Origin of the sequence: Dyadobacter luteus (genome assembly GCF_003383615.1) — a bacterium.
Taxonomy (GTDB): domain Bacteria; phylum Bacteroidota; class Bacteroidia; order Cytophagales; family Spirosomataceae; genus Dyadobacter; species Dyadobacter luteus.
Window position 1 is genome coordinate 16,115 of sequence record NZ_QNUL01000034.1, and the last position, 23,751, is coordinate 39,865.

The window sequence follows — 23,751 nt, forward strand, 5'->3', positions numbered from 1 at the left end:
AACCGGACGTTGGGGATTTTGTTTTTCAAAATGAAACAAAGATTTTCTATTTCAAAAGTGCTGTAGCTTTATCAATTTCAGCTGTAAAGGCTTTGAGATTTTCGCTTACACGTTTGATCCCTTCTTCAGCTTCTGCCCAGTTACGTTGTTCTATTGCTTCGCGAATCATAGGCAAAGTTTTTACACCATATCCTGTATAAAAACCCGGTGCATAAATCTGATGTTTGTACCATGGTCTTCGTGGCAGACCTTGCTGATTAATCAGTTGTCTTTCCGTTTTGAAAAGGATTTCATTCAGTTTTGCAAGCTTATCTGCCGGTAACTTGTCTGCGTTAGATAGTGATTTAGAATAAGCAGTAGCACTTTTTTCTAAAGCGGTTAATGCATTTTCCAAAGGAGCAAAATTCATAAATGGAGCTACTTCCAATAGGAGCGGTTTCACGAATGGTTCCTTTGGATCGGCAACTGCCTCAAAACGTTTCTCTCCCAGCAATTTATTGTGATCTGTCGCTTTGCTACGTACATTTTCAAGTTCTTTTTTGACTTCAGTAGCATACATGTTGACAGTATTTGAAAAGTTGTCAAAGTCAAACGGAAGTACGTCTGCATTGGCAAACCGGATAATGGCCCGGCCGGCAGTTTGTGCTAAAGCTTTTCCATACAAGAAATCGCCGTCTTTGAAGCGAACATAATTATCATAAGAATCATAAATGGTATGGTAATCGCCACCACTGTCTTCCCCACCAAAACCAAGGTTCAGAGACGCAATCCCAAGGTGCTGTATAAATGGCGTATAGTCAGAACCGGAACCTAGCGCGCCAATCCGCAAATCGCTGCGGGTACGCGCTTCTGCTTTTGCCGTAGGACTGCCGTTCATAATTGTTCTGGAACGTAGTCTGTCAATGATACTCGTTCCTTTTTCAGGGTCAATCACATCTCTGCCTACCTGATTAATAAACTTTTCCAGCGTATGCGATCCGCCTGCTCCAAGATACCCGCGACCATTTCCATCTGTATTGACATATACAACAGTTTTGGCTGACAGGTCATTCTTATACTTTTCGACCCACTCTGTTGAACCCAGCAACCCTGGTTCTTCACCATCCCACCAGCAATAAACAATGGTACGTTTTGGTTTCCATCCTGTTTTAAGCAATTCACCTATTGCCCGTGCTTCTTCCATTTCGGCTACGGCTCCACTCACAGGATCGCTCGCTCCGAACACCCAGGCATCGTGGTGGTTGCCACGTACTACCCACTGGTCGGGGAATTCGCTTCCTTTGATCGTTGCAATCACATTGTAAGCAGGCACGATATCGAAGTTGAATTCAAGCTTTAGGTGCACTTTCGCAGGCCCTGGGCCGATATGGTAAGTAATCGGTAGCGCACCCCGCCAGCTCGCGGGAGCAACCTGTCCGCCCAGTGCTTTTAAAAGCGGCAATGCATCCCCGTAAGAAATAGGCAGTACCGGAATTTTCATCATACTTGGCGCCTCTTCAACAGAGAGCCGTTTATTCTCTGCACTGGCTACGAATCCATTGGTGAGCGGATCGCCGGGAGCTAGCGGAAGATCTACCACCGAACCTCTTTGCGCACCGGTTTCATTTTTGAAAGGTCCTTTCGGGTATACATCGCCCTGGAAAAATCCGTCTTCCTTCGGATCCGAATAAATAATACAGCCAATCGCGCCTTTTTCATAGGCCACTTTCGGTTTGATCCCGCGCCATGAATTTCCGTATTTAGCAATCACTATTTTGCCTTTTACATCAATGCCCAGTTTCGCAAGTTCCTCGTAGTCTTCCGGGATACCATAATTCACAAAAACAAGTTCAGCAGTGACGTCGCCATTTGCAGAAAACGCATGGTAGGGAGGGAGAACATCTTTTGTTTGTCCGGAAGTAGCATCTTCTTTAACAGCCTTTTCATTCAATAATGCCTTGAATTTAGTTGGCTCGGTCAGTTCCAGAATCCTTACTTTGGGTGTGGGAAACAGCACTTGTACCGTGTCCAGATGCGCTTCGAATCCCCAGGAGGTGAGTTTGTCACGAATGAACAGGGCATTGTCCAATCCGTACGCGGATCCCAGCTGATGGGGCCGGGCAGTCATACGTTTCATCCAATCTTTCAGATTGCTGGTTTGGATCTGTTTGTCAAAAGCCGTTTCGAGTTCAAGCTGTTTTTTTGCCGATTCAGAACCAAATCCCATAATGGACTGAGCATCTGAGGTATTAAAGAGAACGGTTGACACAAGGAGTGCACCGATCGTTTTTCGATAAATTCTTTTCATAGATGGGAGTGAAGATTGAAAACGTATATTATTCGACTTCCCTAAGATAATCATATTCAAAAGTGAAAAAGCACCGACATTGTAAATTCATACAAATCATTGTTTTAATTACAAGTAAATTATTAAAGGTTGTACGTCAGATGTTTGTGGTACGTTTCCCGTAAGTGTATGACAATGAAAAAGCAGAATCTTCTGAATACATGTGATCCGAAAATTCTGCTTTCCCATTGAGAAAATATCAACTATTCTTTCAAACTTTTGATGTATTTGATAGTGACAGGAATCTGTTTGAGATAGGAGGGACTTTCGTCTTCGATAAAGTAGTGCTCAACTCCTGCTTTCTTCGCAGCTTTCAATACAGCAGGAATATTGATTGAACCTGTACCAAGAGCGACGTCATTCGTAGTTGGAGTGTTACCTGTCAGATCTCCTTTAACGCCTTTCTTCAGATCTTTCAGGTGCATCAGTTTCCAGCGTTTACCATATTTGTTCAAAAGTGCTGCCGGATCCTGCCCCGGAAATGCGGTCCAAAGAATATCCATTTCGAAGGATACATATTCGGGCTTTGTGTTTTTGACAATGTAGTCAAACAAGGTTCCGTCCTGATAAGGAACGAATTCGTAACCGTGATTGTGGTACGTTAATTTGATGCCGTTTTCCTTTAATGTTTTTCCGGCGCGATTGAAATCAGCTACAGCTTTCTTTGCATTTTCGAGTGTGAAACCACTTTTATCGTGGGGAATCCATGCAACCATCACGTACTTGGCTCCCAGTATCTTCGCATTTTTAATGGTTTGTTCAGCACTTTTGGCCAATTCATTATAATCTGCTCCGATGGAAACCATTTTGATGCCTCTTTTATCTAGCTGGCGACGGAGCTCTGCCGTTTCCATTCCTTTGATCGGGCCGCCTTCCATTTCGGTAACACCCAGGGATTTAATCGTATCGAGTGTAGCTTCAATACCCGTCGGCCAGCTGCCCCGGAAGGTGTAAGCCTGCAGCCCGATGGGTTTGGTGTAAAGTGGTTTTTGTGCGAAGGCAGCGCTGCTGAGTAAGGCACTCATCAGCATCAGACACAGCTTTTTTCCTTTCATTGTTCAGGTATGAGTTAAAGGTTAAGATCTTGCTGAAAAAAGAAAGAGAATTCGAAACCTACTGTTTTATAAAAATGAAACCCGGAAGTCAGTTGCCTGTTCTTCCGGGTTGGTATCTATCAGAAAGCGATTTTAAAAACCTTCTGCTTTGATCTGTTTTTCCGTGATCTCTCCATATTTCTTCACCTGATCCTTAATTTCACTCGCTTTCCCTACGAGTACAAATTGAAGTTTGTCTTTCGGGAAATAAGTTTTAATGATCTCTTTTGCCTGAGCAGTCGTCAGTCCATCTACTTTGTTCTGGAAGGTATTGATATAATTTTCGTCAAAATTGAAAACGAACATATCAGTAAGTAAACGCGCCAATGCACCAGCCGATTCGTAGTCAGGTGGGAAGTCCCCTTTCACATAAGCTTTTGCAGAAGCCAAAGTGGTTTCATCAATACCTGATGTATGCAGGCTGTCGAGTACCTGAAGTGCCATATCTATGGCTGGTACTGTAGTTGCATTTTTGGTAAACGTGCTGATCGCGAATGTGCCTGCATATTTGTAACGGGCAAAACGGCTGTTTGCACCATAGGTAAGGCCAGAATTAACACGCAGTGCGTCGTTGAGCCACGACGTAAAACGACCTCCAAGAATGGTATTTACAACAATGACAGGCACATAGTCTGCTGAATTGTAATCAACTCCTTTACCACCAATCAGAAAAGTTGTTTCTCTTGCGTCATCTTTGTTAACAAGTAGTACCCGGCTTTTATCAAATTCAAGGTCCGGCGCTACACGTTTTACCATTCTGGCTTCAGCGGTTTTCCAGCTTCCGAACAGAGTCGTGATACGCTTTTTCATATCGGCTGTTTTGAAATCTCCAACTATAGCGATTGCACCTTTTCCGGTTGTGTAGTTGCTTTTGTAAAAAGCTGCGGCATCTTCGGAGGAGATATTCTCAACTGTAGATTTGATGCCACCGCCCGGATTGGCATAAGGGAAGTTTTTGAACACAAGCGCATTGAAGTAATTACCTATCACCGAACGCGGACTTTCCTTCTGCTGGTCCAGTTCCAGCAGCGTTCTTTCCTTGTGTTTGTTGAACTCCGTTGCATCGAATGTCGGGAACAAAAGAACCTGTTGGATAATATCGAAAAGTTTGTCCTGATCTTTTACAGCAAAGGAAGAAACCAGGCCAGCATTATCCTTCGACGCATAGGTCGACAAATTGGCACCGACAAAGTCCGTCATTTCTTCAATCTGAGACTTTGTATATTTCTTTGTACCGAACAGCAAGCCGTCGGCTGTAAGAGAAGCTGTGCCGAAACGCTCGCCATCCTGTATAGAACCTGCATCGAAAACTGCCGATACGTTAATCAACGGCACTTCGTGTTGTTCCATCAGATATATGGTAAGTCCGTTTTTGAGCTTGAACTTCTCGTATTTTGGAACCTTAAAATTATTCTGTGCCATGGCGAAAACCGGAATGATGGCAAGCAGTAGTGAAAATATTTTTTTCATTGTGATATCGTTTTGGTGAGCAGCCAGTGCTGATCGTTTTTTATTGGTCTTATTTCTCCTGATTTTTTTCAGGAAGCAGGTATCCTACTGTTCTGTTTCTCTCAGTGAAATACTTCGCAGCAACCCTCTTGATATCCTCAGTTGTTACCTTCTCGTACAGTTTCGGAGCTTCGAACATTTTTTTATAGTCACCAAAGAAAACATCGTAAGTTCCCATACTGTTGGCTTTACCATTGATCGTTTCCAATGACCTGTAGAACTCCATCAGTTTTTGATTTTTGACTTTCTGAAGCTCATTTTCGCTTACTCCATCTTTGATGATCAGATCAATCTGTGCCAGCAGCGCTTTTTCAAGGTCAGGTGCTGAAACGCCTTTTCCTGCGATTGCGTAGATATTAAAAATGTTTGGATCGAATCCTTCGCCAAGGAACGAGAATGCGCGGGAGGCAATCGTAGTGTCCATTACCAGGGATTTGATCAGTCTTGAAGAATTACCTGAGGTAAGCAAACTGCTGAACAAATCCAGAGCATAATAATCTTCATGCCCTGTCTGCGGCGTGTGGTAGGCCAGCAACACATTCGGAGTGGTAATATCCTTATAGGCATTCACTCTTCTTTCCCCATTTTGCTGAGGTTCGATGGTACGAATTTTCGGAGGAAGGCCACGGGCAGGAATAGGAGCCATGTATTGGTCAGCCAGCTTTCGTACCTGGTCGGCCTGGATATCACCCACTACTACCACAGTAGCATTGTTGGGCGAGTAGTAAGTTTTGAAGTAATTTTCAAGATCTTCCTGTGTCCAGCTTTTGATATCCGACTCGAAACCAATCACAGGAAACATATAAGGATGCTCCTGAAACGCAACTGACTGTACGAGCTCACCAAGCATACGGTAGTTGCTGTTTTCCAGTCCTGTACTTCTTTCAGACAGCACTACGCCTCTTTCGCTCTCCACCATTTTCGGGTCGATACTCAGTGAAGCGATACGATCCGATTCAAGTTTGAAAATTGTTTCGAGTGCATCTTTCTGAAACCAGTCAGTATATACTGTTACGTTCTCAGTCGTGTAGGCGTTGTTGGATCCGCCGTTCGCTTCCATTACGCGGTCAAACTGTTTGGGTCCATAATTTTTGGAGCCATTGAACATCATGTGTTCAAAGAAGTGGGAAAGACCTGTGATTCCATGTACTTCATTGCGGGAGCCTACCTTCCAGAAAAGGTACATGTTGGCGGTAGGGATGGAGTGATCTTCCAGTACCAGGAATTTCATTCCGTTTGCCAGCGTAAATGTCTTTACGTCATCGGGTTTGGTTTGTGCATGAGCAACACTTATCCCTGCTATCAGAGCAGAGAAAAGCAGTAATTTCTTAAGCCTCATGGATATGGGGTTTATTGATTGAATATGTAATCTGAGCGAAGATAATAAACCGAACCTGAAAATAAATTCAACCCTTCCATTATCATAAAAATGTACTTTTTATGGCTGTATTTATCTAATTGATTTCAGGTACACTTTAGGGAATTTTCTGTATTTTTTACTATTGTCGGGTTAGAGCCGTTACTTTTTGAATGGCTCATAGTCTTAAGCGGTAATGTGCATATTCAGATGTACAGAAATTTGAACACACTGTTTTATTTTACATAAATCTATACACTTTTCTATGACAACTAATTCTTTACTCAGGTTATTCTTCTTCGTATCCTGTTTTCTGTTTGCCTTTACTTCAATGGCTCAGGAAACGTCCACATGTAATACTCCGGGAGGGTGCGATACGCTGGCAATTGAACGCAAAGTTAGTCCATGGCGTGTAGGAGGCTTCATCGGTCCTGCTGTCGCTTTTTGCGGAAGCTGGGAAGGAACTTTTAATTCCAATAAGTACAGGGATAAATCTTTGTTCAACGGAATAGGTTTCAATGCAGCCTTAAATGCAGATTATTTCTTCAGATCTAAAACGAAACCTTCACGTGTCCAGTTTGGGTTAGGGGCTGTAGCTGGTTTACAAAACTTCTTTTTCAGAAAAGACATCAATGATTTCACAGACCGTATCGTTGCAGAAGCGGGAGTAAGCGATGCTGTCATCAGAAAAGGATCGTCTGAAGATCATTATCTCGCTGTAGGTCCCGTTCTGAACTTCAATTTTACAAAAAAGCCACGGTCGCCATTTCTGGAAGCTTCGGTAAGAGGAGGATTGTTCCGTTCAACTCCAGCAGCTATTTTTATTTATGACCGAAATACCGGCAATAATATATACTCAGTTACTGCCAGTGATAAACGTTATCACGCAGGTTTGCTGGCTACTTTGGGCTTCTTTGTACCGAGCAAAAATGGTCTTTGGGCCTGGGGAGTGGAAGCAATCGGTTTCCGTACCAAAATGGATTATATTTTCCCAGGTGCAACCATCTATCCTTACCAGCGCAAGCATGGAGGGTTTAGTGCAGGGTTGGCAATGAGAAGAAGCTTTGCGTGGGATGCTGCTGTCAAAAAAGATCCTACACCTCCGTTGTTGTGTCTTTCTCCGGATCTGGAATGGAAAATGGGTAGTGAATCCATTAAAGGACATATATTCAGTACTTCAAAGGATACAACTGCTGCAGGGCCAATATTGCTTACTTGGACAAGCAGAATTACACCTGACACAGCAAAAACTGAAACGTTTACGGCTCGTATACACCAGCTCAATGGAGCAGAAGATAAGGTTATTGCTTCTGTAGTTTGTCAGGAAGGTAACCAGCTGGCATTCCCGGCTGCCTATCTTGATAAAAACGGACGTCCGGTAACAGGACAATATTATGCGACAGTTACCAGTCAGCTTGCATCGGATTGCGCATCTTGTACCAGTGAAGCCAGCTCAACAGGTTTCTCTGTTGTGAAGCCGGATACATTGATCATTAAAGAACCTGGTTGCTTCAAACAGTGCAATCTTGAAATTTATGCATACAAGTTGGTGAAGACGAAACGCGTAGTTTACGGAAAGTCTAACACTTCATGCGAAGGATGTATTTGCCCGGTTGATACTGTTCCAAACACTGTTTCGAAATACTATCTGTTGGGTAAAATTCAGGTTGAAAATTGCGATCCTGCCACATTGAATATCAATGATGAAATAGCGAAAGCTAATATCAAGATACCTTCATGGGCGAAAACAGTTTATTCATCTGTTCAAACTGTGGTAGCAGGAAACTGCGACCTTCCGCAGGGAGTGAACAAAGTGAATTATAAAGCAACTGTGAAGAAAGGACAGGTTGGAACATTTGTTCCGGTCGTCGAAAAAAAGAAGAAGTAATCTGGTAAGGCAATAACAGCAGCGCCCTTCGGTCATACGATCGAAGGGCGCTGCTGTTATTGTTCAATATCTTTAATCCAGTTTACTCTCACGATCCGGCTACTTACGCCGTGCTCTGCAAAAAAGTGTTGCCAGTGAAGTTGGCGTGAAGACAGGTGATCGGTTGGTGATTTAATTTCTATAAACGCATATTCTGAATCATTCCATACCATCAGATCAGGAAACCCTCTGGTATTTTCGCGCATGTTCTGAGCTACTTCGAAAAGAATTTTATGTATCTGGTCAGGGCTAAGCCATGAAATCAGGTTCAGTACTTTTTCAAGACCGTCGTCGTACCAGGGCACGAGTACATTTGTAATACCGAATTTCTCCTGATAAGTACTTCTGATAATCTCTTCAATGGCTTGCTGTGTCTGGGCAACCTGCATTCTTTCTCTCAATTGGTTTGAGCGGTTACTGTAAAAGTCGGGAAGAAAGAAATCACTGGGTACGCGTTGCAATGGATTGTGGATTGCTTTTACATTCGTATCATAAATAATATCCCAAAATAATAAGCCGAACAGCATGCGCCAGGGCTCATTTTCACTGAAAACGGCATTGTATCCCTGACTGCGGTAATAATGTATCGCGCCCAGCTCTACCTGATACCGATACATAACAGGAACTTCAATGGCTTCAGCGGCTTTCAGTGCCTGAGTGGTACGTTTGATAATACGCTTTTTCTTGTTAACGATTTTTTCGTAAAAATCCTGACTGAAATAGCGTTCATCGGCGTTTTGCGGATTTTCAGCGATTTCATCACACAAAGCAAGCGCTTCCTCTATCTCTCCAAGTGTGTAAAGAAGACGCACGCGCCGTTCACGGGATGGAGCGTCATTGGTGAGTTGGTATATACTCAAAGCCTGTGAATGCATTTTCTTGCGTTCCAGCCAGGCACTTATGCGCATTACAAAACTATTGTAAGATGGGAGTGCTTTGGGACTGAGCACACCGTTGCCGCCATTCCAATTCATAAACCAGTCAAATACATCTTCCGGAGGAACATCTTGTTTCATCACATCGAAGGTCTCCTTCATTAAAGCGACCATCAGCGTGTCATCCACATCTTTTCTGGTATCAAATTGGATAGACAAATGGGATTCGTCGAATGACTGGAAACGGACATGCCCCAGATCACGTATCACAAACTCGGTCATATCTGCATACCTGTTTCCAAAAAAAAGGAACTTCATCAGCATTACTTCGGCTTCGAATGATACCTTAATAACCGGTTCTGATTCAGAAATAAGTTTGCAAAGTGTTTCAAAATCGTAGGTGTATAAGATCCATCTTACCAAATCAGGTTTACGTATGCTCTTGGCAGGCATTATATCTGGTTCAAGAAGTGCAGTGAGATGCAAAAGCTGTTCTTTGGTGAAAAGATCTATTACTTCTGCGAGCCTCCCGGTATGGTCTTCACATAGCAGTTCAATAAAATGCTGGTCTGAAAGTTCTTGTAGCGAAGCATTGATATCCTCAATTTCCGAATAAGTAATGGAATTGACTTTGAAGAAGGATTTGCTTCTGTTGCTGAACCGGATGAAAAGGCATTGAGCATCCTCGGATAATCCATCGTAAGTGTCCAGAAAGCTGTTTTCTTCAGTTGTTAGAATGCCTGAATACCTCTTGCGAACGAAATTGATCACATAGCAGAAGTACTCATGATAGTATTTTGGGGGAAGATCTTGCGGGAACTCAGTATTTAACACAACAGCAAATGGGGATGACCGGCTTAACAATACAAAGTTAACAGACTTTGCCACTCCTGACGTTCCTCTGGTTTCAGAATTTTATGTTTATCAGGTTTACAGCTTTTATTCTGAGTTGCAATCTATTACCCGTTTTGAGGGTAATGTGCTGTTGATTTTAATTTGAAAAATATTTGGTAAAAATTGCATTATTACCATGTAAATTTTGTCATTTCGCCAATACGTAGTATTTTATTGAGAATTGAATTACATTTGTTTTCTATGGTAAACAATTTTACATGCCCATGACAACATTAGATTCTTACAATTTTTCAGGCAAAAAAGCCCTTGTTCGCGTAGACTTCAACGTGCCGCTTAACGACAAATTTGAGATCACGGATGATACCCGTATTCGCGCTACCATTCCTACCATCAGTAAAATTCTGGACGAGGGTGGAGCAGTGATCCTGATGTCGCACCTTGGACGTCCGAAGGATGGCCCGACTGAAAAATATTCTTTAAAGCATCTGGTAAACCCATTGTCTCTGATTTTAGGAAAAACAGTGAAGTTTGCTGACGATTGTATTGGTGAGAATGCTACTCAGCTTGCTGAGTCATTGCAACCAGGTGAGGTATTACTTTTGGAAAACCTCCGTTTTTATAAGGAAGAGGAAAAAGGAAATGAAGAGTTTGCCGGTAAATTGGCAAAACTAGGTGATGTGTGGGTAATGGATGCGTTTGGTACTGCTCACCGTGCTCATGCTTCTACAGCTGTGATCGGTAAGTTCTTCACTGATAAAGTTTGCGGATATGTGATGCAGGCTGAATTGGATAATGCTGAAAGACTTTTAGGACATTCCGAGCGTCCGTTTACGGCGATCATGGGGGGAGCTAAAATCTCTGACAAAATATTGATTATTGAAAGATTGCTGGACAGTGTTGATAACCTGATTATTGGTGGAGGTATGTCATATACTTTCTCTAAAGCACAGGGAGGAAGCATCGGAAAGTCTCTTTTGGAAGCAGATAAGCAGGAATTGACACTTGAATTGCTGAAAAAAGCAAAAGAAAAAGGTGTGAATCTTGTTCTTCCTGTTGATACCGTTATTGCTGATGACTTCAGTAACGATGCAACACGCCAGACTGTGCCGGCTGGTCAGATTCCTGATGGTTGGGAGGGATTGGATATCGGTCCTGAAACAGCTAAGATTTTCTCTGAAATTATTGCCAAGTCTAAGACAGTTCTTTGGAACGGTCCGATGGGTGTTTTTGAATTCCCTAACTTTGCAACCGGAACAAATGCAATTGCTGAATCGGTAGTAGCTGCTACGGAAGAAAATGATGCATTCTCGCTGATAGGTGGTGGAGACTCAGCTTCGGCTATCAACAATGCTGGTTATGGAGATCGTGTAAGCTATGTTTCTACTGGTGGAGGAGCTCTGTTAGAATATATGGAAGGTAAAGTTCTTCCTGGTGTGGCTGCACTGGAAGCTTAATCTATAATAAAGAATCTGCTTTTAAAGCAGTGTTTGATCAGGGGTGTTCCGGAAGCGGGGCACCCCTGATTTTTTATATTCAGAGATAAAAATATTTGCTAAGGGAGCGCTGAATATACAGTGTAAGATGGCAAAACGAGTTAGGAGAAAAAATAGATTATGAGCACAGTCGTGTCAAAAGGTAGAATAGATTGTCAAAGTAGGATAACATGCTTATCAATCTGAATGCGGGAGTACCAGTACTATTTGAAGGAAGATTCAATATCTATACCTTGATGACAGGAATATTTATAAATCACTACACCTTCATCAAATGGTTATAAGAATTATCAATGCGTTGCTTATGCTGGTAGCGGTGGCAATGGGTTTCAAACAAGGCTTTGCAATGGCTACTGCAAAGCCGGAAATGGTTACCATGTTTTCAAAGTGGAATTTTGATAAAGTGGGGCTGATGATCAATGGGGTTGTTACTATTATAGCTGCAGCGATGATCATCTTTCCGAAAACTTTTATCTGGGGTAATTTTCTGATGTCAGCAGGAATATTATTGATCATCTGCTTTCATTTGGCAGACGGAGACTTTAAAGGTGTACTGATTGAGCTACCTTTTCTATTTCTGAACCTGGTGATTATCTATTTGCAACATCCCATGGCGAGAAACTGAAGACTTTTATGAAAACAATATTATGGGCATCAGTTATGATCCTGGGCTTCTCTATCTGTTCTTTTGCTCAGAAGAAAACGGGTCCGGATAATAATACCAGCAATCACAAACTAAAAACAGAAGGAATGAATATGGAAAAGATTACGAATGAATCGGTACGTAAAGCTATTGAAGCCCTTCAAGCCGGAGATAAGAGTTGGTATAGCTTCTTTACAAACGATGTGAAGATGACTGACGATGGCCGTACTATCGACTTCAAACAGTTTTTTGTCGGAGCCCTTGGCAAAGAGAAGTTTGTGAGCATTGATAAGGTTGAAAATAACGGAAAGGATATCTACGGCCCTTTCAAAGCAGGAAGTTACGGGACTTTCAAAGTGTTTTTTAAATTCCATGAAAGTGCCGACGGGAAGTTTGACAGGCTTGACATCGGACAAGCCAGCTACTGATAAGTCTGATACGGGCTAAGAGAATTTCTATAGCAAAAATAGCTGTTAACGCAACGTTAACAGCTATTTTGATAATTAACTGTCTAAATCACGATTGAAAGAAAGCAAGCAGATCCTTATTGATTGTAGCCGCTTCAGTTGTTGGCATTCCGTGAGGAAAGCCTGGATAAGTGATCAGTTTGCCATTCTTTACAAGCTTTGCTGCCTTCACCGCGGTCAGTTCGTGAGGCACGATCTGATCGTCTTCGCCATGAAGAATCAGAACAGGTATATCCACACTTTTCAGATCCTCTGTAAAATCGGTTTCTGAAAATGCTTTGATGCAATCGTAGTGCGCTTTGATACCGCCGGACATTCCCTGGCGCCACCAATTATCCCTTATTCCCTGAGATACTTTTGCGCCTTCACGATTGTATCCATAAAATGCTTCATTGAAATCTTTGAAATACTGAGGTCTGTTTGTGGCAGTACCTTCGCGGATCCCGTCAAAAACTGACATCGGAATTCCATCCGGATTACCCTCGGTTTTTAGCATGAGAGGTGTTACAGCACTAACCAATACGGCTTTGGCAATGCGACCTTTACCATATTTTGCAGCGTAACGTATTACTTCACCGCCACCGGTAGAATGTCCTACATGGAATGCATCTTTCAGATCCAGCGCTTCTGTTAGTTCAGCAACATCGGCTGCATAGGTATCCATGTCGTTTCCGGTAGAGGTTTGCGTAGAGCGTCCATGACCGCGGCGGTCATGTGCAATTACACGATATCCTTTATCCAGAAAAAACATCATTTGCGCATCCCAGTCATCGCCGGAAAGTGGCCAGCCATGGTGAAAAACAATTGGCTGTCCGGTTCCCCAATCCTTATAATATATTTCTGTTCCGTCCTTTACTGTGATCTTGCCCATATCAGATTATTGATTGTGTGTTTGTGAGTAATATTTCAGAAATATAGTTTATCTGGCTAAAAGATCATACCATGATTTTACTTTACCATTTCTTGAAATAAACCGTAATATGACCTGCATGAATGTTTTTCACCGTTTTGTCTGATCAGCTAATTTTTGTAGCCCCGGAATTTTAATTGGTTAATGTGCTGAATGCTATGCGGTCGATCGGTTCAGTCAATTTTCAACCATCCCGTTATACTCATTCTGGGTTTGTTTGTTACCAGTACCTCGTGTTCCAATTCACTGCTTTTAAAAAACACGCTTTTCCCGTTTGTCGGTGAAATATTCAGACGAGAGTCTCCCTGATGAACACACAGTTCTCCTCCATCCCCTTCTTGCCAGTCTGAATTGAGGTACATAATCATGGAATACTGCCTGCTTCCGTTATTGCGGAATTGATCAAGATGTTTTTTATAGAAACTACCTTTTTCGTATAGAGTATAGTGAAATTCGTAGCCGGTGATTCCTGTATAACAGGTACTGTTCAAATATTGAACAAAAGCATCCATCAACGCAAAAAAGTCATTTTCTGGCTGATTATTATGGTTTCGGTCAAGCCAGTAAATCCTGTCACTTCTCACAAGTAAGTCATGCGAAACCAGGGTGTTGTTTCCTGTTCCCGCAGATTGCATGTGTCTGTCCTTATAAAGAGATATGAGATTTGTTTTCAATTGTGTTGCCAAAGATGCGCTCAGAAAATTCTCTGCAATGCCAACTTTATTGTCGATAAATGTATCGATAAGATCACTAAAGATTTTTTGCAATGAGGAAGATTGAATTACAATACAGCATCATTGCTGATATACCGGTGAAGGTAGGTCTAATTAATTGTAAATCTGTACTTTAATTTTCAAAGTAAATTAGCAAAAGGGCAAGTTTAACGAGAAGAGCACCAAGAAACTTTCTAAAACAGCGTGGTTTAGTGAAATAGGAGGTGTTTTCTTTCAGATTAACAGTGAGTTACGAAATGAAAAAGCCGAATTTCTGATAAAAAATTATCGAAATCCGGCTTAGTACCCAGAGCCGGAGTCGAACCGGCACGAGTGTAACCTCATTGGTGTTTGAGACCAACGCGTCTACCAATTCCGCCATCTGGGCATTGATCTTCTCTTGTTGGGAGTGCAAAAGTAGAGATAAAAATGGATTTCACAAATGCTTTTAGTAAAAAAGAAAAATATTTTTATCTCACTTATACTTTGGTCTACTTCTATTCGTATCGCAATGCTTCAATTGGATCCAGACGGGATGCCTTAATGGCAGGATAAATGCCTGAGAGTACGCCTACTGCTACACAAACTGCAATTCCCATAGCCATCCATACCCATGGTACAACGAACGTTGCATCGGTGCTGATAGAATTAGAAATGACGTTACCGATGATGATTCCAAGAAACAAACCGCCGATCCCGCCCAGGATACAAACCACGATTGCTTCAATTAAAAACTGAAAACGTATCACTTTCGGTGTCGCACCGAGTGATTTGCGTATACCAATCTCCCGGGTTCTTTCGGTCACAGACACCAGCATAATGTTCATCAGCGCAATAGATGCACCTAGCAATGTGATGATGCCAATCCCGAAGCCACCTATACGAAGATAACCCGTTACACTCTCAAATTCTTTTGCCATTGCATCTGCACGTTCCAGCGTAAAGGAATCTTCTGCACCAAGCTGATCTGCACGTATCCTGCGCATCAGCCCACGTGCTTCTTCTATGACGAATTCTCCATCGGCAATATCCGGAGCTGACGCTGTGATATTATAAGTGAGAGACCGGTTAGCCGCTAAACCACGGCCGTTGTCGAGCGGAATAATGACGATCCGGTCGGCATCGGTACCTCCGCCCATTGATCCTTTTTTTGCCAGTATGCCAATTACCTTGTAGCGTGCTCCCATGAAAGTAACCTCCTTGTTCACAGGGTCGATATTCCCGAATAAATTTCTGGCGACTTCCTGACCAAGAATGGCCGCATTCACGGAATTTTCAAGATCGTTTTTATTCAAATTCCGACCTTTGTCTATTTTATAACCTTTAATCCCAAGGAATGAATCATCGGCTCCGAAAACGTTGATATTAGGGTTGGTCTTTTTACTCAGATAATTCACCTGAACAGCTCCACCAATATTAGCGGAAAGTGACACCGTCCCTTTAAATTCGTCTCTGAACCGGGAAGCAAATTCGGTGGCCTGGTGGTAATTGATCAGCGGATATTGTTTCCCTCTGCGCCCACCCTGGCGCGCGCCTTCGTCATATCTGTTTTCAACGGTAAATGTATTGGCACCAAGGTCGGCAAAACTGCTGTTTACTGAATTCTGAATACCTTCAATGGCAGTGAGTATACCCACCAGAGATGTAATCCCGATTGCGATGATAAGTGCTGTAAGTACTGTTCTTAATAAATTTGACTGAATAGACCTTAGACCTTCGTCAACATTTTCTCTTATATTCATGAATCGTCGGTTTACATACCGGGCAGGAGGCATCTCAGAGACTAGCTTTACGAAGCCTTATGCACCATAATTTGTAATATTACGTTAGTTTACTGGCAACAGTAATAAACTGGTACTACGTTTGATATATTAGTTGGGCTGCGAATATTTGCTTATTTTCAGTCCCGGGTTGTACCTGAAGTTTTGAACCAAAATATATTTTGTAAAGCTGCAAATGATACATGAAAGAATCAAACCAGTGAAACGCCTCTTTATTCCGCTTATCATTTTTTTGATGATATCCTCGTCTGGCTGGGCGAATAAACTCCTGATCCCGATGGATGAATCTCAAAAGAATCACCTGAAGGCATATGGGATCTCATTTTGGATACTGAAAAGCTATGAGATGGAAATGGACTGGCTTCTCAATTACAGGGGAGGGAGTTTTCTGGTCCCATATAACCAGCGTTTTGCTTCCGAAATGACGGTTCGGGGTGTAAGCTACGAAGTAATTTCCGACGGACAGGCTTCTCAGATTTTATCTGAGATAAGCGCGCCTGATGTCAATATGGATGCGGTGAAATTGCAGAAAGCACCCAAAATTGCTGTTTATTCTCCAAAATCGAAGCTTCCGTGGGATGATGCTGTAACCCTGGTACTCACTTATGCAGAGATTCCTTACGACGTAGTATATGACGACGAAGTGTTGAGTATGAAACTGCCTGAATATGATTGGCTGCATTTGCACCACGAAGACTTTACAGGTCAGTTTGGTAAATTCTTTCAGTATAAAGATTTTCCCTGGTATCGCGAACAAAAACGTGAAGCAGAAGGTACAGCCGAAAAATACCAGTTTGCAAACGTACCCCAGATGAAGCTGGCCGTTGCAAAAAAAATTGAAGAGTTTGTATCGGGAGGAGGTTATATGTTTGCGATGTGTAATGCTACGGATACTTTCGATATCACTCTGGCAGCGGATGGTGTTGATATTGTGGAAACCATGTACGACGGTACTCCTGCTGACCCGGCGGCGAATAGTAAATTGAACTTTGGCAACACATTCGCATTCCATAACTTCAAAACCATTCCTTATCCTTACGAAATTGAGTTTTCTGATATTGACAATCAACCCGAAGAACGCGGACTCAGAGAGAATAACGATTTCTTTTCGTTGTTTCAGTTCTCTGCGAAATGGGATCCGGTTCCTAGCATGCTCACGCAAAATCACCAGACGATCATCAAAGGCTTCCTTGGCCAGACTACTGCTTTTAAAAACAGGGTTGTAAAACCAGAGGTAATTGTACTGGCAGAAAATAAGTCGGCCAACGAGGCACGATATATCCACAGCACGCATGGCAAAGGTTTCTTTACTTTTTACGGTGGTCATGATCCGGAGGATTATCAGCACCGGGTAGGTGAAGAGCCTACTGATCTGAATTTGCATCCGACGTCTGCAGGATACAGACTTATTCTGAACAACATTCTTTTTCCGGCAGCGAAAAAGAAAAAATTAAAGACTTAGTAAACATTTTCTTTCAAGTTTAATGCCTGGCTTTTTGTCGGGCATTTTTTGTTTCCGTTCGACAGCTTCGCACGCCTTGTGCGGAATCGCACTGCTTTTTAATGCGATGTTTTTGGTAAGTGTTTTGATATAGAGTCTGTTATGGTTTGGCACAGAGTTGTAGTATACACTAGACATTAGCCATGAAAAAATCCTCTATATCAACAGACAATGGATCGGGAAGTATCACCACAGGAAATTACCAAAGAGAAGAATCGGCGATGGATGGTCGCTATTATTATCATTGTTGTGCTGGGCGCAGGAATTTACTTTCTGCGCAAATCACTGGGTAGTACGATGAGCGCATCGAAAATCCGTACAGCGGAAGTTAAAAACGGAGACGTAGAGAATACGCTTAATGCATCGGGTGAAGTCATTCCTGCTTATGAGCAGATCATTACGAGTCCTATCCGGGCGAGTATTAAAAGTGTACTACTTTCTCCCGGAACGCAGGTGGAGCCGGGGCAGCCAATAGTGGAGCTGGACAAATCACTAACGCAAATCGAATTTGAAAAGTATCAGGATCAACTGGAATTGAAAAAGAACGGTATTGATCAGCTTCGGATGAGGTTGGATAAAAACCTGTATGATGCCGAGATCAGTGATAAAATCAAACTATTAAATATTAATAAGTTAAAAGCTGATCTTGAAGATGCACGCCGTCTGGAAAGGGTAGGAGGAGGAACCAAAGAAGATATTACCCGAGCAGAGAATGCACTAAAAATTGCAGAACTGGAGAAGCAGCAACTCGAAAATGATCTTTCCTATAACCGGAAGTCGATGGGAGCCAGTTTGAGAGAAACGGAATTGGGTGCGCAGATTGAGGGCAAAAATCTCAAAGAATTACAGCATAAACTCAAAATGGCTGACATAGTTGCAGACCGGAAAGGGGTACTTACCTGGGTAAATGAAAACATAGGTTCTTCGGTAAGCGAAGGAGAAATGCTTGCAAAGGTGGCAGATTTGGGTAGTTTCAGAATTGAAGGATCATGTTCTGATATTTATGCCGAACAGGTTAAAGCCGGACTGGAAGTAATCGTAAGACTGAATGATGCAGCATTGAGAGGAATTATCACGCAGGTAAAACCTTCGGTGAAAGATGGAGTGATAGGCTTTGTTGTTCAACTTGAAAATGCCAGAAACGAGTTGCTTCGCCCGAATATGAAAGTGGAGGTTTATGTAGTCACCAGCAAAAGTTCCAATACACTGAGAGTGGCGAACGGTCCCGCTTTTAATGGTAAACAACGTCAGCATGTGTTTGTTCTTGATAATGGTATTGCCAGGCGCAGAGAAATAGTAGTCGGCTTGTCCAATTTTGATTTTGTGGAGATCAAAAGCGGCTTGCAGGCAGGAGAAAAAGTCATTCTGACGGACATGAATCAGTATGAGCATCTGGAAAAAATTACTATCGAGAACTGACTGCCATGAAAAAGCTATACATCATCCTGATTCTGTTATTGCTTTGTGATCGGCTGACCGCTCAGAATCAGCGTTACTCTCTGGTAGAAGTTGTTCAACTTGCGAGGAAGCAATCTATTTCTTCCAAACAGGCCGAAACGTTGCGGAAAACCAATTATTGGCAGTATCGTTCGTTTATCGCTGATTTTAAACCGCAGCTGAGTTTGGGTGGAACGCTGCCGGGATTTACCCGATCGTATATACAGGTCGTTCAGCCGGATGGCACCATTTCATTTCGTAATGTGAGTTACAACAATTCGCTCGTAAACCTGGGATTGAGCCAGAATATCGCGTTAACAGGCGGGACAATTTTCATCCAAAAGGAAATGCAGCGGTTTGATGATTTCAACAGGAAAACAACCAGTTACAATGGTATTCCGGTTGAAATTGGAATCACCCAGCCACTATTCCGATTCAATGAAATGAAGTGGGTCAGACGAATAGAACCTTTAAAATTTCAACAGGGGAATCAGCAGTTTATTTCTTCTTTGGAAAAAGTCTCGCTGGATGCAGCGGCTTATTATTTCGAATTGCTTGTTGCTCAGGTGAATCTTGAAATTGCAGAAAAGAACAGAAGTAATAATGATACTCTGTTTAAAATAGCTGGGCATAAACTTCAAATAGGCAAAATTTCGCAGAATGATCTTTTGCAGTTACAAATGGGTTTGCTCACGGCTCAAAAAGATCTGGCTTCTGCACATCAGTCGATGGCGGTGGCGTCCATGCAACTGAAGATGTTTCTGGGAATTCGTGACGACAAAATACCTGATTTGGAGATCCCATTGGAAGCGCCTGAATTTGCAGTTGATACAAGAGTAGCTATTGAAGAGGCATTTGCCAACAGGGCGGACGCCATCGGTTTTAAAAGAAAACTACTGGAAGCTGAGATGGAAACGCAGCGCGCAAAAAGGGAAAATGGGCTGAATGCGTCCTTGCAGGCTAATTTTGGTTTGAGCAATCAGGGGAGTCGTCCCGGGGATGTTTATGTTCGTCCACAAGACAGGGAATCTGTTTCTTTGCAATTTACATTGCCAATCATGACATGGGGACGAAACAAAGCGCGTACCGAAATTGCACGTGCTAACCAGGAGTTTGCTCAGCAGTCAGTAGAGCAGGACAAACTGACTTTTGAACAGGAGATATTTACACAGGCAACGCTGCTACAAATGCTGCAAAAGCAGGTAAAACTCACGCAATTGGCTGATAATCTGGCCGCGAATCGCTATCAGATTGCACAAGAAAGATTTATACTGAGCGATTTGAGCGTAACGGATCTGGGAATCGCCATGCAGGAAAAGGACAGAGCGAGGCGGGACTATATCGTTGCCTTGCGGGATTACTGGCAATCTTATTACAGTCTGAGGTTGCTGACATTGTATGATTTCGAAAAAAATGAAAAAATAAAATAAATCTAACCGCAATAGACACAATGGAATGCGCAATTGACGCGATAGATGGCTACAAATTATCCTTGCGACCATTGCGAAAACATTGCGTCTATTGCGGTTAAAATCAAGATGTCATGATAAAACTACAAAACGTCGAAAAAGTTTACCGTACCAGTTCAATCGAAACACTTGCATTGAACAACATCAACCTGGATGTTAAAAAGGGGGAATTTGTTTCCATTATGGGCCCGTCCGGATGCGGGAAGAGCACATTGCTAAACATTATGGGGCTACTCGATGAACCTTCGAAAGGAATCATTGAGATTGGAGGAACGCGTGTGTCGTCCTATCGGGATAAGGAACTCGCTCAGCTCCGTAACCAAAAGCTGGGTTTTATTTTTCAGAGTTTCCATCTGATTAATGATTTGTCGGTGCTGGACAATGTTGAAATTCCTCTGCTGTACCGGGAAAGCTCCATGAAACAAAGGAGAGAACTGGCTACCGAAGCATTAGAAAAAGTAGGACTGAGTAACAGAATGAAACATTTTCCAAAGCAATTGTCTGGAGGGCAAAAGCAGCGTGTAGCCATTGCCAGAGCTATCGTCGGAAGACCTGAAATTATTCTGGCAGATGAGCCAACGGGAAACCTGGACAGCGCTATGGGGAATGAGATATTAAGTATTCTGCAAAATCTCAACAATGACGGAACAACGATTGTGATGGTAACACACGATGACGCCATGGCCAAAAAAACGCACAGGTTAATAAGGCTGTTCGACGGCGCGCAGGTGTTGTAGGTTTGGGGCAGGGGTGAATCAAAGATTGGGGGATCTCCGCGGTGAGAGTACCCAATTCAAAAGTATTCATTCATTCTATCATCCATTCATTCTATCATTGATTTTCCCTATGCTGAGTAATTACATAAAAATAGCCTGGAAGGTATTGCTGAGGCATCCTTTCTATACATTTATCACCCTGTTTGGTATCAGTCTTACGTTGACGGTACTGATGGTGCTGACCTCTTTTCTCGATCATCTTTTCGGATCTCATTATCCGGAAGACAAGCGTTACCGTACACTCTACATTGCCAATATCCTGCAGACCGATTCGGTCAGGAATTCGATGAGTTCTGGTCCGGCCAGCTACTATTTTTTGAATAAATATGCGAAGTCACTAAAAACACCTGAGAATGTGGCTATTGTTTCCAATTTCAGCTTTTCCAACACGTATGTAAATGGAAAGCGGATTAAACTTAATACCAAATACACAGATGTGGACTTCTGGAATGTTGCCGGATTTGAGTTTCTGGAAGGCAAGCCTTACAACGAACAGAATATCAAAAGTGGTGACCATGTCGCAGTGATTACCGATGATTTGCGGGATCAGTATTTTGAACGCGGCGCGCAGGTTGTAGGTAAATTTATAGATATAGAAAATATCAATTACCGGGTCATTGGAGTAGTGAAAGGGAGCCCGCCCACAAGGTTTTATACGTATGGCGATGTTTATTTCCCATATACTGCTCCTAAAAGCAACTACGAAAACAAGGGAATGCGGGGAAGTTATATCGCGATGGTGCTGGCTAAAAGCCGGGAGGATATGCCTGCCATACAGGCTGAATTCGATAACGTCATTTCCCGACTCTCCAAAGATGAAATCCAGGACGGCCAACAGTATTCTGTATTGATTGTAAAAGCACACAGATACTTTGACCATTTTCTGGATCAGTTCGCGAGGGATGATTCAAGGAAGATTTTCTTTTACACCATCATAGGATTGGTATTACTCATGATCATGGGGCTGCCTGCTATCAATCTGGTGAATGTGAACGTGAGCCGTATTCTTGAAAGGTCTTCAGAAATTGGTGTGCGGAAGGCATTCGGAGCTCCTTCAAAGGCTTTGTTATGGCAGTTTATTATTGAAAATATCTTTATCACTTTCATCGGTGGACTGTTCGCATTAGTATTGTCAATGATCATTATTTCTTTGATCAATTCCAGTGGCTGGATCGCCTACGCCGACCTTACGATCAACTTTACAGTATTCCTGGTCAGCATATTTATTTGTCTGCTTTTTGGATTATTGTCAGGTGTGCTGCCGGCAGTCCGTATGTCGAAACTTAAAATTGTAGAAGCGCTCAAAGCATAGGGGAGAAGGGCAAAGGGCATGGGGAACCGGGCTTTGGTGTCTGTTAACTAATTCCTCTATGCCCTTTGCCCCGGACCCTTCGCCCTTAACCATTCTTTACCTCTAAAAATCATCAGCCATGTTACGTCATTTAATAAAATTAATCTGGAATAAAAAGGGAGCACACTCTTTGCTGATCATTGAGATCTGGGCTTCATTCATGGTGCTTTTCGGTGTACTTTCTTTGATTGTTTACAACGTCAACAACTATGTACAGCCTATCGGTTTTCAATACGAAAGGGTTTGGAATATCCAATTGAGTAACAACCAGGATACCATACAGCAGGCAGAAAAATTACTGCGAATTACGCAACAGATTAAAGCTTACAAAGAAGTAGAGTCGTTGACGAGAATGAGCAGCAATACGCCATTTTCCGCCAGTCAGATGAATAATTCGGTGAATCATAAGAAATCACACGCAGTTCCTGACTTCTATGTTACAGATGAAAACTTTAGCAAAACATTTGATCTGCCGGTGGTTGCCGGTCGTTGGTTTACTGAAGGCGACAGGGTTTCTAAATTCACCCCTGTTGTGATCAACCGGAAATTACAGGAGATGTTATTCGGAAATGAGAATCCCATTGGGAAGCTTATTAATCGCGATGATAAACCTACATTCAAAGTGACTGGTGTTGTTGACAAATTCAAGGCGAAGGGAGAGTTTATGTCTGACGACCCGGCATTATTTGAGCAATTGGGCAAGGACGATAAATGGAATTCGAATATTATGATTAAAACCCGTCCTGGAACAGATGCTAATTTTGAAGCGAAATTAGTGAAAGATGTAGCATCTGCACTGCCGGGTTGGGGTGTAGAGGTTTCTTACCTTACTGAGTCGAGAAAAAACAGACAGAATCTCACACTGGTGCCAGTAGCCATATTTTTAATAGTGAGTGGATTTCTATTGACGAATGTAGCATTGGGGCTTTTCGGTATTCTTAACCTGAGTATTGCGAAGAGAAGGGGGGAAATCGGACTTCGCCGTGCTATTGGTGCTACAGAAAAAGGTGTGACAGTTCAGTTTTTAGGAGAAATATGGACGCTTACGACTCTGAGCATATTCATAGGTTTGCTTTTCGCCATTCAGTTTCCCATTATGCATGTCTTTGATCTGAAGGCAAGCGTTTATATCACATCCATTGTTATTTCTGTGGTTGTTATCTTTATCATTGTTACCATTTGTGCATGGTGGCCGAGTAGGCAAGCGTCAAGGATCCATCCGGCATTGGCTTTGCACGAGGAGTAGCTGCGGGCATTTTATTTCTCG

18 protein-coding genes and 1 tRNA gene are annotated in these 23,751 nt (G+C 42.5%); 10 read left to right on the top strand and 9 right to left on the bottom strand.

The genetic code is table 11. The features are described from left to right. Positions 1-46: 46 nt before the first annotated feature. The 4 genes from DSL64_RS25735 to DSL64_RS25750 all read right to left on the bottom strand — a co-directional run bounded on the left by DSL64_RS25735 (position 47) and on the right by DSL64_RS25750 (position 6,268). A complete protein-coding gene (locus DSL64_RS25735) occupies positions 47-2,287 on the bottom strand; it encodes a M28 family metallopeptidase (protein WP_115833837.1) in 2,241 nt (746 codons plus the stop codon). A 242-nt stretch (positions 2,288-2,529) separates the two neighbouring features. Beyond that, complete coding sequence (locus DSL64_RS25740; protein ID WP_115833838.1) at positions 2,530-3,381, bottom strand: sugar phosphate isomerase/epimerase family protein; 852 nt, start codon at positions 3,379-3,381, stop codon at positions 2,530-2,532. Between the two features lie 132 nt (positions 3,382-3,513). Further along, on the bottom strand, positions 3,514-4,890 hold the full coding sequence (locus DSL64_RS25745) for a M16 family metallopeptidase (RefSeq protein WP_115833839.1): 1,377 nt from the start codon (positions 4,888-4,890) through the stop codon (positions 3,514-3,516). Between the two features lie 49 nt (positions 4,891-4,939). Next, positions 4,940-6,268: a M16 family metallopeptidase gene (locus DSL64_RS25750; protein WP_115833840.1), complete on the bottom strand. Its 1,329-nt coding sequence runs from the start codon at positions 6,266-6,268 to the stop codon at positions 4,940-4,942. Between the two features lie 283 nt (positions 6,269-6,551). Here DSL64_RS25750 and DSL64_RS25755 point away from each other — a divergent pair, with 283 nt between their 5' ends. After that, a complete protein-coding gene (locus DSL64_RS25755) occupies positions 6,552-8,174 on the top strand; it encodes a hypothetical protein (RefSeq protein WP_147300421.1) in 1,623 nt (540 codons plus the stop codon). Positions 8,175-8,230: 56 nt separating this feature from the next. Here DSL64_RS25755 and DSL64_RS25760 read toward each other — a convergent pair whose 3' ends face one another. Further along, positions 8,231-9,976 carry a VRR-NUC domain-containing protein gene (locus tag DSL64_RS25760; RefSeq protein WP_229217231.1) on the bottom strand — a complete coding sequence of 582 codons (1,746 nt, stop codon included), beginning with the start codon at positions 9,974-9,976 and terminating at the stop codon, positions 8,231-8,233. 230 nt (positions 9,977-10,206) lie between these two features. Between DSL64_RS25760 and DSL64_RS25765 the strand changes: the two genes are divergently transcribed. From DSL64_RS25765 to DSL64_RS25775, 3 genes are all read left to right on the top strand, one after another. Further along, a complete protein-coding gene (locus DSL64_RS25765; protein ID WP_115833842.1) occupies positions 10,207-11,397 on the top strand; it encodes a phosphoglycerate kinase in 1,191 nt (396 codons plus the stop codon). Positions 11,398-11,710: 313 nt separating this feature from the next. Then, positions 11,711-12,061: a DoxX family protein gene (locus DSL64_RS25770; protein WP_115833843.1), complete on the top strand. Its 351-nt coding sequence runs from the start codon at positions 11,711-11,713 to the stop codon at positions 12,059-12,061. Positions 12,062-12,069: 8 nt separating this feature from the next. Beyond that, a complete protein-coding gene (locus DSL64_RS25775; RefSeq protein WP_115833844.1) occupies positions 12,070-12,507 on the top strand; it encodes a hypothetical protein in 438 nt (145 codons plus the stop codon). A gap of 88 nt (positions 12,508-12,595) precedes the next feature. On the opposite strand, the gene DSL64_RS25780 is transcribed toward DSL64_RS25775, so the two are convergent. The 4 genes from DSL64_RS25780 to DSL64_RS25795 form a co-directional block, all read right to left on the bottom strand. Beyond that, entirely contained in the window at positions 12,596-13,417 is an 822-nt protein-coding gene (locus DSL64_RS25780; RefSeq protein WP_115833845.1) for an alpha/beta fold hydrolase, read from the bottom strand. A gap of 212 nt (positions 13,418-13,629) precedes the next feature. After that, positions 13,630-14,223 (bottom strand): 2OG-Fe(II) oxygenase, encoded by a 594-nt coding sequence (locus DSL64_RS25785; RefSeq protein ID WP_115833846.1) that lies wholly within the window; start codon positions 14,221-14,223, stop codon positions 13,630-13,632. Between the two features lie 250 nt (positions 14,224-14,473). After that, positions 14,474-14,557: transfer RNA gene (locus DSL64_RS25790), tRNA-Leu, on the bottom strand. A gap of 109 nt (positions 14,558-14,666) precedes the next feature. After that, positions 14,667-15,911: an ABC transporter permease gene (locus DSL64_RS25795; protein ID WP_115833847.1), complete on the bottom strand. Its 1,245-nt coding sequence runs from the start codon at positions 15,909-15,911 to the stop codon at positions 14,667-14,669. A gap of 238 nt (positions 15,912-16,149) precedes the next feature. Here DSL64_RS25795 and DSL64_RS25800 point away from each other — a divergent pair, with 238 nt between their 5' ends. The 6 genes from DSL64_RS25800 (at position 16,150) to DSL64_RS25830 (ending at position 23,730) form a co-directional block, all read left to right on the top strand. Further along, entirely contained in the window at positions 16,150-17,412 is a 1,263-nt protein-coding gene (locus DSL64_RS25800) for an asparagine synthetase B (protein WP_115833874.1), read from the top strand. A gap of 210 nt (positions 17,413-17,622) precedes the next feature. Continuing rightward, positions 17,623-18,870: an efflux RND transporter periplasmic adaptor subunit gene (locus DSL64_RS25810; protein WP_115833849.1), complete on the top strand. Its 1,248-nt coding sequence runs from the start codon at positions 17,623-17,625 to the stop codon at positions 18,868-18,870. A 5-nt stretch (positions 18,871-18,875) separates the two neighbouring features. Continuing rightward, the gene (locus tag DSL64_RS25815; protein WP_115833850.1) at positions 18,876-20,318 is read left to right on the top strand and encodes a TolC family protein; all 1,443 of its coding nucleotides are present in this window, start codon (positions 18,876-18,878) and stop codon (positions 20,316-20,318) included. A 113-nt stretch (positions 20,319-20,431) separates the two neighbouring features. Next, positions 20,432-21,094: an ABC transporter ATP-binding protein gene (locus tag DSL64_RS25820; protein ID WP_115833851.1), complete on the top strand. Its 663-nt coding sequence runs from the start codon at positions 20,432-20,434 to the stop codon at positions 21,092-21,094. 109 nt (positions 21,095-21,203) lie between these two features. Further along, positions 21,204-22,445 (top strand): ABC transporter permease, encoded by a 1,242-nt coding sequence (locus tag DSL64_RS25825; protein ID WP_115833852.1) that lies wholly within the window; start codon positions 21,204-21,206, stop codon positions 22,443-22,445. Positions 22,446-22,563: 118 nt separating this feature from the next. Continuing rightward, positions 22,564-23,730, top strand: coding sequence for an ABC transporter permease (locus DSL64_RS25830; RefSeq protein WP_115833853.1), 1,167 nt, complete (start codon positions 22,564-22,566; stop codon positions 23,728-23,730). Positions 23,731-23,751 lie beyond the last annotated feature (21 nt).